Origin of the sequence: Pyxidicoccus trucidator (genome assembly GCF_010894435.1) — a bacterium.
In the GTDB taxonomy this organism is placed as follows: domain Bacteria; phylum Myxococcota; class Myxococcia; order Myxococcales; family Myxococcaceae; genus Myxococcus; species Myxococcus trucidator.
On record NZ_JAAIXZ010000005.1, the window covers coordinates 335,550 to 348,495 of the forward strand.

14 protein-coding genes are annotated in these 12,946 nt (G+C 70.4%); 7 read left to right on the top strand and 7 right to left on the bottom strand.

From position 1 onward, the window contains the following. Positions 1-82 precede the first annotated feature (82 nt). The 3 genes from G4D85_RS17290 to G4D85_RS17300 all read right to left on the bottom strand — a co-directional run bounded on the left by G4D85_RS17290 (position 83) and on the right by G4D85_RS17300 (position 1,997). Complete coding sequence (locus tag G4D85_RS17290; protein ID WP_240359330.1) at positions 83-841, bottom strand: spermidine synthase; 759 nt, start codon at positions 839-841, stop codon at positions 83-85. Between the two features lie 214 nt (positions 842-1,055). Then, a complete protein-coding gene (locus tag G4D85_RS49465; RefSeq protein WP_240359331.1) occupies positions 1,056-1,730 on the bottom strand; it encodes a hypothetical protein in 675 nt (224 codons plus the stop codon). A gap of 51 nt (positions 1,731-1,781) precedes the next feature. Beyond that, entirely contained in the window at positions 1,782-1,997 is a 216-nt protein-coding gene (locus tag G4D85_RS17300; RefSeq protein ID WP_164013264.1) for a hypothetical protein, read from the bottom strand. Between the two features lie 97 nt (positions 1,998-2,094). Here G4D85_RS17300 and G4D85_RS17305 point away from each other — a divergent pair, with 97 nt between their 5' ends. Further along, a complete protein-coding gene (locus tag G4D85_RS17305; RefSeq protein ID WP_164013265.1) occupies positions 2,095-2,769 on the top strand; it encodes an SOS response-associated peptidase in 675 nt (224 codons plus the stop codon). Positions 2,770-2,778: 9 nt separating this feature from the next. Here G4D85_RS17305 and G4D85_RS17310 read toward each other — a convergent pair whose 3' ends face one another. Then, complete coding sequence (locus G4D85_RS17310) at positions 2,779-3,168, bottom strand: DoxX family protein (RefSeq protein ID WP_164013266.1); 390 nt, start codon at positions 3,166-3,168, stop codon at positions 2,779-2,781. A gap of 173 nt (positions 3,169-3,341) precedes the next feature. On the opposite strand from G4D85_RS17310, the gene G4D85_RS17315 reads away from it, so the two are divergent. From G4D85_RS17315 to G4D85_RS17325, 3 genes are all read left to right on the top strand, one after another. Further along, positions 3,342-4,754 (top strand): neprosin family prolyl endopeptidase, encoded by a 1,413-nt coding sequence (locus G4D85_RS17315; RefSeq protein WP_164013267.1) that lies wholly within the window; start codon positions 3,342-3,344, stop codon positions 4,752-4,754. A gap of 186 nt (positions 4,755-4,940) precedes the next feature. Further along, a complete protein-coding gene (locus tag G4D85_RS17320) occupies positions 4,941-5,876 on the top strand; it encodes a zinc metalloprotease (RefSeq protein ID WP_164013269.1) in 936 nt (311 codons plus the stop codon). 195 nt (positions 5,877-6,071) lie between these two features. Next, the gene (locus G4D85_RS17325; protein WP_164013271.1) at positions 6,072-6,956 is read left to right on the top strand and encodes a nucleoside hydrolase; all 885 of its coding nucleotides are present in this window, start codon (positions 6,072-6,074) and stop codon (positions 6,954-6,956) included. A 46-nt stretch (positions 6,957-7,002) separates the two neighbouring features. Here the strand turns inward: G4D85_RS17325 and G4D85_RS17330 are convergent, their stop codons facing one another. Continuing rightward, on the bottom strand, positions 7,003-8,049 hold the full coding sequence (locus tag G4D85_RS17330; RefSeq protein WP_205525580.1) for an AraC family transcriptional regulator: 1,047 nt from the start codon (positions 8,047-8,049) through the stop codon (positions 7,003-7,005). Between the two features lie 118 nt (positions 8,050-8,167). On the opposite strand from G4D85_RS17330, the gene G4D85_RS17335 reads away from it, so the two are divergent. After that, complete coding sequence (locus tag G4D85_RS17335; protein ID WP_164013275.1) at positions 8,168-9,583, top strand: cytochrome P450; 1,416 nt, start codon at positions 8,168-8,170, stop codon at positions 9,581-9,583. Between the two features lie 66 nt (positions 9,584-9,649). On the opposite strand, the gene G4D85_RS17340 is transcribed toward G4D85_RS17335, so the two are convergent. Continuing rightward, positions 9,650-11,167, bottom strand: coding sequence for an Hsp70 family protein (locus G4D85_RS17340; protein WP_164013276.1), 1,518 nt, complete (start codon positions 11,165-11,167; stop codon positions 9,650-9,652). Between the two features lie 183 nt (positions 11,168-11,350). Further along, complete coding sequence (locus tag G4D85_RS17345) at positions 11,351-11,629, bottom strand: hypothetical protein (RefSeq protein ID WP_164013278.1); 279 nt, start codon at positions 11,627-11,629, stop codon at positions 11,351-11,353. A 146-nt stretch (positions 11,630-11,775) separates the two neighbouring features. Here G4D85_RS17345 and G4D85_RS17350 point away from each other — a divergent pair, with 146 nt between their 5' ends. Together G4D85_RS17350 and G4D85_RS17355 are read left to right on the top strand one after the other, a co-directional pair. Next, positions 11,776-12,504: an AzlC family ABC transporter permease gene (locus G4D85_RS17350; RefSeq protein WP_164013280.1), complete on the top strand. Its 729-nt coding sequence runs from the start codon at positions 11,776-11,778 to the stop codon at positions 12,502-12,504. Then, on the top strand, positions 12,501-12,809 hold the full coding sequence (locus G4D85_RS17355) for an AzlD domain-containing protein (protein ID WP_164013282.1): 309 nt from the start codon (positions 12,501-12,503) through the stop codon (positions 12,807-12,809). The genes G4D85_RS17350 and G4D85_RS17355 overlap by 4 nt, the downstream gene beginning before the upstream one ends. The last annotated feature ends 137 nt before the right edge of the window (positions 12,810-12,946 follow it).

The following is a 12,946-nucleotide window of genomic DNA, read 5'->3' on the forward strand; positions in this document are numbered from 1 at the left end:
ACCGCGGGGCGGGGCTCCGAAACCTCTCCGCACCGTCCGTGTTGGCCGGCCTGCCGCTGAACGGGCCGAGGCACCCGCCGGCTCACGCGCCCCGGCGGGACGGGGGGCTTCCGTGATACCGGCGGGGCAGCCGCGTCCGCAGGTTGAAGGGCACGCCCCACTCCCGCGAGAGCCGCTCGGCGCGTGTGTTCAGCTCCGCGCGGGAGCGCTTCCCCGTATCCGGCAGTCCGACCAGCACCTGATTGAAGGACTCCTCCACGGTGAAGGCGTGGAGCTGGGCGAAGCTCTCCTTCCAGGTGGGGGCCATGGAGGAGTTCCGCCTGCTCGGGTGTCTCAACACGTTGCCCACCACCACGCCTCCCGGTGCCAGGCGAGCCCGGGTCGCCAGGAGGAACTCCCGCGTCGCCAGCACTGGGGGGATTCCACGGGGGTCAAAGGCGTCCAGGAGGATGGCGTCATAGGGGAGCCCGGGCGTCTCGAGGAAGCGCCGCGCATCCGCCACGTGGGAATGCAGCGCCGCATCCTCCCGGAAGCCGAAGTAGCGCCGGGCCACCTCCAGCACCTCGGGGTGGATATCCACCGCGTCGATGTGCGCCTGGGGCAGCACGGCGCGGAGGAACATCGGAATGGCGCCCCCTCCCACGCCCACCACCAGGATGCGCCGGGGCTCCTCGACGAAGGCCAGTGCGGCCACCATGGCCCGCGTGTAGTCCGACTCCAGCCGCAGCGGGAACCCGGGCCACACCACGCTCTGGGAAGCGCCCAGCCAGCCAAATTGAAGGAAGCGCCGGCCCTCGTCGTCCTGGGTGACGACGAGCAGGCCGCTCGGCGACGTCGCCACGTGCAGCACCCTACGGGGGTGTTCGTACGCGCGGGAGACTCGTGCCAGGGCCATCACGGCCCGCCGGGACGCGCCTTCCGGCGGTGGGCTTCCCAGTCTCGGTCGAGGCCAGCAGGTGGGGGAGGGCTTCCAGAAGCGCTCTCGCCCTCCCTGGCCTCCGTGGCGCATCCACATCACGCCTGGAGCATACGAAGTAGGCGCTGACTGTGCCGCCTCAATCCCCCGCCACGGCGAACAGCCAGTCGCCCTTCGCGCTGATGGCCAGGCGCAGGCCGAGGTAGCCCCCCTCCTTCTTCATCTCGCGGAGCTGCTCCTCCGGGTAGACACCCGAGAGGGCCTGCCAGTTCTTCTCCGTGACGGTGACGTGCACGGCGGGCCAGACGAACATCTCGTCCTCCTTGGCATAGGGGAGGTTGAGGAGCTGGACCATCCGCGCGAGCACGGGCTGGCCTTCCTTCTCATGCTCGCGCCAGTAGGCCGTCGGGCTCTCGCCATCCCCGAAGGTGTAGGTGAGGCCCTTGCCATTCTCGTCGGCCAGCTTCTCGAGCGCCGCATAGTCGCAGGCCACCGCCGCGGCGATGATGCGGCGGCGCATGCGCTCCACCGGGGGCGGAGGAGGCGGCATCGGAATCTGCGTCTTCGCGCTCAGCCTGCTGGCCGAGCACGCTCCGCTCCCCGCGTCCGGGGCACCCGCGTCCGGCGCTTCGGCGAGGGCGCCCGCGTCGGCGGGGGCCGCCTCCACGACAGGCTCCGGGGCCCCGGCATCGACGACCTCGGGGCGGGCCTGGACGGGGGCCGCGCCGGCATCGGCGGTGGGGCCCGGCGAGCGCTCCGAGCAGGCGAGGAGTGAGACGGCGAAGCAGGCGGACAGCAGCGCGAACCGGTTCATGGCGCGTCCTTGTAGTTCAGGGCGCGCGAGGGAGGCACCGGTTTCAGGCGCTCAGCCGCCGCCCTTCGGTGACTCGATGACGACGGCGAACGGATCGAACGGCGAGTCGTCCCGCTTCTTCTTCTTGTCGGGCATGCCGTACTCCCCGGTGGGGTGGTCCGGCCGCACGGAGGCATACGGGTCTATCTTCACCGGCACCCCGAACACCTTCGGGTTCTTCTTCGGCTCCGAGGGTGTGCCGAACTTCGACTTGCTGTCGTCGCTCATGCCCCCCAGCCTACCGCGTCGGCCGTTCGCCTGCTTCCTGGCACTCCCACCATGACTTTCTTGGGCCTCGCGCCAGACGGGGCGATAATCCAACGCCATGTGTGGCCGTGTCACCGTCCGGACCTCTCCCGACCAGCTCGTAGCGGAGCTGGGCCTTGCTGGCATCCGCGCCTCCGTGGATCGCCCGCGCTTCAACCTGTGTCCCACCCAGCTGATGCCCGTCGTGCCCAACGACGGCGCGCGCATGCTGGACGCCTTCCGCTGGGGGCTCATCCCCTCGTGGGCGAAGGACGCGAGCATCGGGAGCAAGCTCATCAACGCCCGCGGTGAGACGGTGGCGGAGAAGCCCAGCTTCCGCACCGCGCTCAAGAAGCGGCGCTGCCTGGTGCTGGTGGACGGCTGGTACGAGTGGAAGCAGTCCACGAAGCCGAAGACGCCGTACTTCTTCCACCGCAAGGATGGCGGGGCGCTGGCCCTCGCGGGCCTCTGGGAGGAGTGGACGGCGCCGGACACCGGCGAGGTGCTCAACACCTGCACCATCATCACCACCGGCCCCAACCCGCTGATGTCGCCCATCCATGACCGGATGCCCGTCATCCTCCCGCCCGAGGCGCGAGAGCTGTGGCTGCGCCCCGAGCCCCAGGACCCCGCCGCGCTGCTGCCCCTGCTGGTGCCCTTCTCCGGCGACACGCTGGACGTGTACGAGGTGGCGCGCGTGGTCAACTCGCCGGGCAACGACGTGCCCGCCTGCGTGGAGCGCGTGGCCGCCTGAGCGGCCCCGTCACGCCTTGCGGCGCACGCGGGCGTCGAGGCTCCAGGGCCCGGCGCCCGCCAGCACCACCGCTACCATGACGGTGAGGTAGAGCAGCGACAGCTCCATGCGGCCGAACGGGTCCGCGCGGTGGCGGAAGAGTGCCACCAGCATGGTGAAGCCGGCGAAGGCCGCTGCGGGACGGGTGAAGAGGCCCACCGCCACCAGCAGCCCGCCCAGGAACTCCGCCAGCGACGCGCACCAGGCGAAGAAGAGCGGGAAGGGGAAGCCCAGCGCGGCCACGCCCTGCGCGAACTGGCTCATGTCGCCGCGGACCTTCGACATCCCGTGCCCCAGCGCGAGCGTGAGCCCGAACACCACCCTCACCAGCGTCCATCCCAGCGCTGAACGTCCCACCATTCGTGTGTCCCTCCAATTTTGCGCCAGCCTCGCATGGTCGCGCTGAAGCGTCCCGTTTCAGACGGTTGCGTGCGCGCGGTCCATGTCAGAGCCCCGGCTAGAGTCTGGTTTGGCGCGGTATTCAGGTATCGCGCTGATAGCAGGTTTCAACCCGTGGTCAGCAGGGGCATGCCATGAAGCAGACGAAGCAGACCCGTCGTCCCGAGCAGCGCTGGCTGTTGCGACTCGGAGCCGTCTCGTGTGTGGGCCTGGGGCTCGTGGGGTGTGGCGCGGCGGGAGACGAGGGTGGGGCGGCGTCCGCTCCGGAGGCTTCCTCCGCGAGCATCGGCCTGGTGGAGCGCGTCCGCGACAGCAGGGAGCTGGCGAAGATGCAGCGGCACCTCGAGTCGCTCTACGACGCGAAGGACGTGGTGCACCATTTCAGGAGCCGCGCGGGGGACGACATCGACTGCGTGCCGCTGCACCTGCAGCCCGCGCTGCGGCAGCCGGGCATGGAGGGCCACCGCATCCAGCTCGCGCCGAGCACGCTTCCCCAGCCGGACGCGAAGGCCGTGGCCGCGGACCCGGCGGCGCCCCGGCGCGACACGCTGCCCGCGACGCTCGAGGCCGGAGTCTCGGGCCCGGGTGACGTGGACGGCACGGGGGCGATGCGGCGCTGCCCGGAAGGCACCGTGCCCATCGTCCAGCTCAAGCTGGAGACGCTGAAGCGCTTCGAGACGCTGGACGAGTTCCGGCGCAAGGTGCCCAACCACCTGTCCGGCCGGCTCCCCGAGGACACCGGCAAGCCCCGGGGCTTCGAGGGAATCGAGCCGCCGCGCAGCGGCCCCACGGCCCTGCACCAGTACGCCCACGCCCACCAGTGGGTGGACAACATGGGCGCGGAGAGCATCTTCAACGTCTGGAATCCCTACACCGAGCTGACCAGTGAGTTCAGCCTGTCGCAGATGTGGGTCGTCCGCGGCTCGGGCGCGTCCCTGGAGACGGTGGAGGCTGGCTGGCAGAAGTACCGGGACTTGTACGGTGACGACAACTCGCGCCTCTTCATCTACTTCACGCCGGACAACTACGGCAGCGGCGGTTGCTACAACCTGAGCTGCGGCGCCTTCGTCCAGGTCAACAACACCGTTCCCATCGGCGGGCGGTTCGACCTCTACAGCGTGGCCGGTGGCGACCAGCGCGAGTTCAAGCTCCTCTGGTTCAAGGACGGCACCGCGGGCAACTGGTGGCTGAAGTACGGCGACATCTGGGTGGGCTACTACCCGCGCACCCGCTTCGACGCGAACGGCCTGGCGGACCGCGCCTGGTCCATCGACTTCGGCGGCGAAATCATCGACAACCGCAACCTCAACCTCCACACGGCCACGGACATGGGCAGCGGCGCCTACCCCGCGTCGTGGTACCGGTATGCGGCGTACCAGCGCAACCTGCTCTACGTGAACACCAGCAACGTCTACACGGACCCGTCCGGGCTCACCGCGTACCGTGACGACGCGTTCTGCTACGACATCTCGCTGAACAACGACCCGGGGAACTGGGGCCGCTACTTCTTCTTCGGCGGCCCTGGCTACAACGCCAACTGCACGTAGCCCGCCCTCGCGCCTCCCCCACCGCCTGGGACGCTCCGTGCGACGCCCTGAACTCACGGGAGGGTTGTTCAGTAATTTGAGAAAATGAATGCGGGGGCGGAAACATCTGAGCCCAAATCATTGATAATAGCCTTCAGCGGAGGGCCGCGAATGGCCCTCCGCCTTCCCCCAAGTGGAGGCGTATCAATGAAGGGTTTCTCCCGATTCGGTGTGCTGGGTGCGTGTTTTCTCGCGACGGCTTGTGTCTCGAAGGAGGAGCCGACGCCGGCACCGACGGAGACGGAGACTCCCGCGCAGGAGCAGAGCCTCTCCAAGACGAAGGTCGCCGGCGAGCGCTGCGGCACGCGTCCGCTGACGGACGTGGAGGAGCAGCAGGTCAAGTCGCACCTGTCGAAGTTCTCCGCGGCCATGGCGGAGAAGAAGCCGGGCGGTGGTGGCGGCGGCGCGTCGGTGACGGGGGGCACCATCAACGTGTACTTCCACGTCATCAACCAGGGCAGCGGCGTGTCCAACGGTGACCTGACGGCGGCGATGATCACCGACCAGATGAACGTGCTGAACGACGCCTACCGGGCGTGGGGCTGGCAGTTCAACCTGGTGACGACGACGCGCACCAACAACAGCACCTGGTTCAACACCTGCGACGTCGTCTCGGTGGAGACGGCGATGAAGACGGCGCTCCGCCAGGGCACGGCGGACGACCTGAACATCTACAGCTGCAACCCGGGGGGCGGCCTGCTGGGCTGGGCGACCTTCCCCAACTGGTACGCCGGCGCGCCCAAGGATGACGGCGTGGTGCTGCTCTTCGCGTCGGTGCCGGGCGGCTCGGCGGCCCCGTACAACCTGGGCGACACGGCCACCCACGAGGTCGGCCACTGGATGGGCCTGTACCACACGTTCCAGGGCGGCTGCGCCAAGACGGGCGACTCCGTGAGTGACACGCCCTCCGAGCGGAGCGCCGCGTTCGGCTGCCCCACCGGCCGCGACACGTGCAACGGCACGGGCGTGGACCCCATCACCAACTTCATGGACTACACCGACGACTCCTGCATGGACCGCTTCTCGGCGGGCCAGGACACGCGCATGGACGAGATGTTCAGCGCGTACCGCTACAACAAGTAGTCACCTGCCGAGCTGAGCCGTACCACCGCGCCACCGGGGCTCCCTGAGTCCCGGTGGCGTTTTCCTTTTCGCCGGACGACGCGCCCCGCCCGGGTCCGTCAGGCGGAGGGGACGCCCCCGTCAGGGGGGCAGACCGCCTGGCGTGTCTCTGGCGAGTCCCGCCCGGGAGGCCGGCCCCTTCCTGGTGACGGTGCGATGCAAGACCTTCTCTTCGACATGGAGACGAGCGACCCGGATGACGCGCTCACCCTCTGCCTGCTGGCCACCCATCCGGACGTGGCGCTGCGCGCGGTAACGGTGACGCCCGGCTCCCGGGCGCAGGTCGGCCTGGTGCGCCATCTGCTCTCGCGCGCGGGCAGGAGTGATGTGCCGGTGGGCGCGCGCAACCCGGGCGCGGAGCGCGACAGTGTCTCGGGCTTCCACACGGTGTGGCTCGGAGCGCTGTCGCCCGCCGAGCCGGATGCGCTGGCACACGAGGTGCTGGCCGTCACGCTCGCGAAGTACCCGGACGCGGCCCTGCTCACGGGCGCGCCGCTCCAGAACCTGCGGCTGCTGCTCCAGGAGCACCCCGAAGCGCGGGTGTCCCGCTGGGTGGCCCAGGGCGGCTTCGCGGGTGACAACGTGGTGCCGCCGGAGCACCGGCTCCCGAAGTTCGCGGGCCGCCGCACCTGCCCCACGTTCAACTTCAATGGCGACCCCAAGGGGGCACTGCTCGCGCTGTCCACGGACCGCATCGGCTCGCGAGACCTGGTGTCCAAGAACGTCACCCACGGCGTGGCCTACGACGTTGCCTTTCACGAGCGGATGCGCCCCCACCGGGACGCGACGGCCGGCCTCGCGCTCGTGTTCGAGGCCATGGAGCGCTACCTGCGAGAGAAGCCGGAAGGCAAGCTGCTGCATGACCCCATCGCGGCGTGCGCGGCCATCGACCGGGACCTCATCACCTGGGCGCAAGTCGACATGGTGCGCGAGCGCGGGGAGTGGGGCGCGGAGCTGGCGCCGGGCTCACGCACCTCCATCTCCGTGGCGCTCGACAGGGAGTCCTTCTTCCAGACCTTCGTTCGCGCCCGGCCCCGCTGAAGCCAGGGCCCACTTCAGCGGTGGCCGCGGTGAAGGGGCCCGGTGCTCAGGACGCCGAGGCGGCATGAGCCTTCTGCCAGCCCTGCGGCGTCTCACCGCTCCAGCGGCGGAAGGCGCGGGTGAAGGCGCTCGGGTCGCTGAAGCCGAGCAGGAAGGCAATCTCGAACTGGGCGAGCTGCCCGTCGCGCAGAAGCTGGAAGGCGCGCTCGCGGCGCACCTCATCCTCGAGCCCGGCGAAGGAGGCTCCCTCCTCACGCAGGCGGCGCTGGAGGGTCCGCTCGCTCACCGCGAGCCGTGAGGCCACGTCCGCCGGGCCGAGCTCGCCGGTGCGGGGCTGGGCCGCCAGCACCGCGCTGACGCGTTCCTTCCAGGCGCGGCGCTCGGCGGCGTGGGCATCGGCCAGGGCGGCCTCGGCGCGGGCGTGGAGGAGGTTGCCCAGGTCGATGTCGGCGTGGCGGATGGGAAGCGAGGGGATGGGCTCATCCGCCTCCATGACGTAGGCGCCCGCCTCGTACTCCACGGGGGCTCCGAGGAAGTCCTCCACGGCCTGGGAGGCCGCATGGCGCGGGTGCGCGAAGCGGACCCTCCGGGGGCTCCAGTGCGTCCCGGTGAGGGCACGGCCCGTGGCCACGATTCCCAGCAGCAGCCCTTCGGTGGGGTGGCGCAGGGACTTCGCCCAGGCGTCCTCCGGGTGCAGCCGCAGCTCCGCGCGCATTCCGGTGGGCGTGTCGTGGGTGAGCCACTCGGTGCGCGGGTCCACCAGGGTGTAGACGCGGCAGTGGCGGCGCATGGCCGTGCGCAGGTCGGGGCTGTTGACGAGCACGTACCCCACCAGACCGAAGTGGGTGGGCTCCAGGGACTCCGCCAGCCGCACTCCGAGCGGCTGTGCGCCACCCTCGGAGACGAGCAGCTCCCACACGCGGCGCAGCGCCTCGTAGGGCACGCGGGTGTCCGGGGCCGCCAGCCGCTCCTCCGGCTCGCCGGTGGCCTCCAGCAGGCGCGCCCGGGAGATGCCGAGCGACTCACCGACGCGGAACAACGTGCGGAAGACGGAGGACTGGAGCGCCTGTGGACGCATCGGACGGAGGAGCATGGCCGAGCGGCCAGGGGGCCGCAATGTGTCCTGGCGGCAGGGGACAACGGGTTGGCGGCGGCGGACAATGCAGCGGGCGCCAGCCCGGGGCATGTGTTGGCGCACAAGGAGACACGCCATGTCGACCACCGCGACGCGAACGCCGGACACCACCGCTCCCCGTATCGCCCCGGGTCCCCGGGGCCACCTGCTGATGGGCGTGCTGCCCGAGGCGCGCCGGGACGTGCTCGGCATGCTGCTGGGGTCGGCGCGCCAGTACGGAGACGTGGTCCGCTACAAGCTGGGCCCCATGACGTCGCACCTCATCGCCCATCCGGATGGGGTGCGCCACGTGCTGCAGGAGCACGTGGGCAACTACACCAAGGACCACCTGTCGTACCGGCTGGTGAGCCGCGTCGCCGGCAACGGGCTGCTGACGAGTCAGGGCTCCTTCTGGCTGCGGCAGCGGCGGCTGGCCCAGCCCGCCTTCCACCGGCAGCGCATCTCCGCCATGGCCGACGGGATGACCCGGGCGACGGCGGAGATGCTGGAGCGCTGGGCGGCGCACGCCGAGCGAGGGGAGCCCGTGGGGGTGATGGAGGAGATGAGTCGGCTGGCGCTGACCATCGTCGGGGAGGCCCTCTTCGGGACGGCGGTGGGGGACCTGGCGGCGGTGGTGGGGCCCGCGTTCAACGTGCTGAGCGAGCAGACCACCACCCGCTTCCGCACGCTGCGCCTGCTGCCGCCGGTGCTGCCCACCCGCTATGACCGCGAGTTCCGTGCCGCGAGCCGGGCGCTCCAGGGCGCCGTCATGGGCCTCATCTCGGAGCGGCGCCGGAGCGGCGAGGACCGGGGCGACCTGCTCTCCATGTTCATGCTGACGCGGGACGAGGAGACGGGCGAGACGATGAACGACGCGCAGCTGCGCGACGAGGTGCTCACCATGCTGGTGGCGGGCCACGAGACGACGGCCACGACGCTGAGCTGGGTGTGGGCGCTGCTCGACCAGCACCCGCACGTGGAGGCGAAGCTGCACGCCGAGCTGGACGCGGTGCTGGGCGGGCGCCTGCCCACGGCAGGGGACGTGCCCCGGCTGGGCTACACGCGCATGGTGGTGGAGGAGGCGATGCGGCTCTACCCGCCGGCCTACGTCTACAGCCGGGCGGTGAAGGAGGACGACGTCATCGGCGGCTTCCGGATTCCCGGAGGCACCCTGGTGGACCTCAGCCCCTACGTCACCCACCGCCACCCGGACTTCTGGGAGCGCCCCGAGGAGTTCCTCCCAGAGCGCTTCTCGCCGGAGGCCTCCGCGCAGCGCCCACGCTACGCGTACTTCCCCTTCAGCGGCGGGCCGCGCCAGTGCATCGGCAACGGCTTCGCGATGATGGAGGCGCAGCTCATCCTCGCCACCGTGGCCCAGCGCTACCGGCCGAGGTGTGTCCCGGGCCACGTGCTGACGCCCGAGCCGCTCATCACCCTGCGCCCCAAGGGAGGCCTGCCCATGCTCCTGGAGCGGCGTGCTCCCGGAAGGAATGCTCCTTCCAGCGCGGCGTGAGTGCCGCCAACAGCCGGGGGCCCGCACCGACTCGCGGTGCGGACCGGCCCGGGGGCGCGCTTCGCGCTACGAGGCGGTGCGCTTGGGCGCGCGGAGGTCGGTGATGGGGAGCGGGTGGCGGGCGCCCTGGGGGGCGACGAGGGCGGCGTTGAGGACGAAGTCCTGGCCCATGCGCAGCTCCAGGGTGGTGGGCCCCTTGTGGGTGGTGCGCCAGTCCAGGTCGATGCGGACGGTGCCCAGCAGCTCGCGGTCCACGGTGGTGGTGTCGAGCGACTCGAAGAGGGCCACGGAGATGGGGCCGGGGATGAGGGGCAGCTCCAGGGTGATGGACTTCGTGGCGGGCACGGGGGTGTTGGCGGGGATGACCTCGTGCTGGGCGCCGCCGGGCACCATGATGCTGATGGGCATGGGCACCACGTCCGCCAGGCCGGTGATTCCGCGCGCCAGGTTGCGCCCGAGGATGGCGGCGCCCACGGCCACGCCCAGCTCCGGGTGGACCTCCTTCTCGGAGGACAGGCGCTTGAAGTGGGAGAAGCGCTGGCGGATGACGGGCATGCGCGTCTGGCCGCCCACCATGACCAGCTCGTCAATCTGGTCCGCCTTCAGCTTCGCGCGCTCCAGCACGTCGTCGCACGCGGAGGCGGAGCGCTCGACGAGCTGGAACACCATCTCCTCCAGTTGCTTGCGGGTGAGGGTGTAGTCGAAGTCGATGAAGCCGCCGTCCTTCTGGGCGATGCAGGGCACGCGGAGCACCGTCGCGTCGCGCTGGCTCAGGGACATCTTCGCGGACTCGGCGGCGAAGACGAGCCGCTGCATGACGACCTTGTTGCCGCGCAGGTCGATGCCGTGCTTCTGCTGGAAGTCCTGCACCAGCATCTCGACGATTCGCTCGTCGAAGTTGGCGCCGCCCAGGAAGGCGTCGCCGCCGGTGGCCAGCACCTTCACCACCTTGTTCTGCACGGCGAGCAGGGTGGCGTCGAAGGTGCCGCCGCCCAGGTCGAACACCATGACGGTCTGCTCGGGGTTGCGCAGGTTGGCGTAGTAGAGCGCGGCGGCGGTGGGCTCGTTGACGATGGCGCGCACCTGGAGGCCGGTCTGCTCCGCGGCCTGCCGCACCGCCTCGCGCTGGCGGATGCTGGCGTGGGCGGGCACGGTGAGGACGCACTCGCGGAAGGGCTCTCCGGCGGCGTGGTTCGCCAGGGTGAGCATCTGCCGGATGATGAGGTGGGCGACCTCCGTGAGGGAGGTCATCTTCCCGTACATCTTCACGGCGGTGTAGCCGTCCGGGGCCTCCATCAGCTCGAAGGCGTACTTGTCCTTGTGCTGGGTGACGTACTCGGACTGGAAGCGGCGCCCGAGGAAGCGCTTCGCGCCGAAGACGGTGTGGCGCGGGTCGTCGATGATTTGCCGCCGCGCGGCGTGGCCGACGATGGACTTGTCCGCCGCGTGGAACCACACCACCGAGGGCAGGGTGAAGCTCTTGTCCGTCACGGGCACGACGCGAAGCTTGCCCGTCTTGTCGAAGAAGGCCGCCGAGGTGTTGGTGGTCCCGAAGTCGATGCCGAGGATGGAGGCCGTGCTCATGACGGCCCGAAGTCTCCCACGTCCGGGGGCCCGCTTCAGCCCCCGAAGTGCCGGGATGGTGTGAATGGCGGGGCCTTGTGCGCCCGGCCGCCCGGGGCCGCTACTCCGCGTCTCTGCCGGGTGCTCCCGGCTTGCTACCGCGCACCGCTGGCTCCGTCGCCTGCCAGCAGGGGCCGCGAGGGCTCACTGGCAATAGGAGAAGAGCTGCTGCTCGTAGCGGCCTCGCGTCGTTCCATACTTCTCGAGGGTGCCTTCGCACGAGCAGTACTCGACGCCGACTTCCAGGCCCGTGGTGGTCGAATACCAGGTGCGCTTCCAACTGCTGCTCCAGGGGCACTGATAGAGCAGGGCCTGCTCGGTGCTATCGAGCGACTCCTGCGCCAGCTCTTCCGGAGAACCTTCACCACAAGCACCCAGGAGGAGGGCGGCGACACCGACGATGAGGACGTGCTTCGTCAACATGATGGGCTCCTGCCTGTCTGTAGAAATGAAGTAGACGGGTAATCCCAGTTTATCAAGTTTCAGAGCCTGCGCCCACGGCGAAGCTGCTTCGCGGGAAGCGCGAGTCCGGACACCGGGCAGGGAGCGCGCGTGTAGCATGCGCCGCCATGGCCACTGTCGAGCGCGCCCTGGTCCGTGATGTCGCAGCCATCGCCGCGGCGGCGGGCGTGGTGGGCGTGTCGTTCGGCGCCATCGCGGTGGCGGCGGGCGTGTCCGTCTGGCTCGCCTCGCTGATGTCGGTGCTGGTCTTCGCGGGCGGCTCGCAGTTCATGGTGGTGGGCGTGGTGGCTGGCGGTGGAAGCCCGGTGGCCGCGGTGCTCGCCGGGCTGTTGCTGAATGCGCGGCACCTGCCGTTCGGCCTGGTGGTCTCCGACGTGCTGGGGAGGACGTGGCCGCTGCGGTTGCTCGGCTCACACCTGATGGTGGACGAGTCGGTGGCCTTCGCCCTGGCGCAGAAGGACCCGGCCCGGCGGCGCGCCGCGTACTGGCTCTGTGGCGGGACGCTGTTCGTGGCGTGGAACGTCGGCGTGCTCGTGGGCGCGCTGGCGGGGCGGGCGCTGGGGGACCCGGATGCGCTGGGGCTGGATGCCGCGTTTCCGGCCGCGATGTTCGCGTTGCTGCTGCCCTCGCTGAGGGCTTCACCCGAGGAGAAGGCTCCGGCGGAGGGTGGCCAGGACGCGACGGGAGCGGCGGCGCCGAGGTCGGGGAATGCGGCGGCCATGGCACGCCGGGTGGCGCTCGTGGGCGCGCTCATCGCGCTGGTCACCACGCCCGTGCTTCCCGCTGGACTGCCGGTGCTCCTGGCGTTGCTCGGCGTGGCGGTGGCCCTGCGATGACGCTGCTGACCATCCTGGTGCTCGCCGCCGGCACATACGCCTTCCGGCTGGCGGGTCCGCTGCTCAGTCAGCGCATTCAGATATCCACGCGAGTGCAGCGACTGTTGACGCTGTCGGCGATTGCCCTGCTCTCCGCGCTGGTGGCCACGGCGACGCTGACCTCGAATGGCGGCTTCACGGGCTGGGCCCGGACGGCGGGCGTGGCCGTGGGGGCGCTGGTGGCCTGGTGGCGGCTGCCCTTCGTCGTGGTGGTGGTCGCCGCGGCCGGGACGGCGGCGGTGCTGCGCATGCTTGGCGTTTCGTAGGCCGCGTCGCGGTTGCGGTCCTCATGACGTCGGTGCCACGCATTGATGCGACATGCCCGTTGCGGCTCAAGGCGATTGCGTCCGGCGGCTCACGAGTGAAAGCGCCATGGCATGTCAGGTGCGACCTCCAGGTCAAC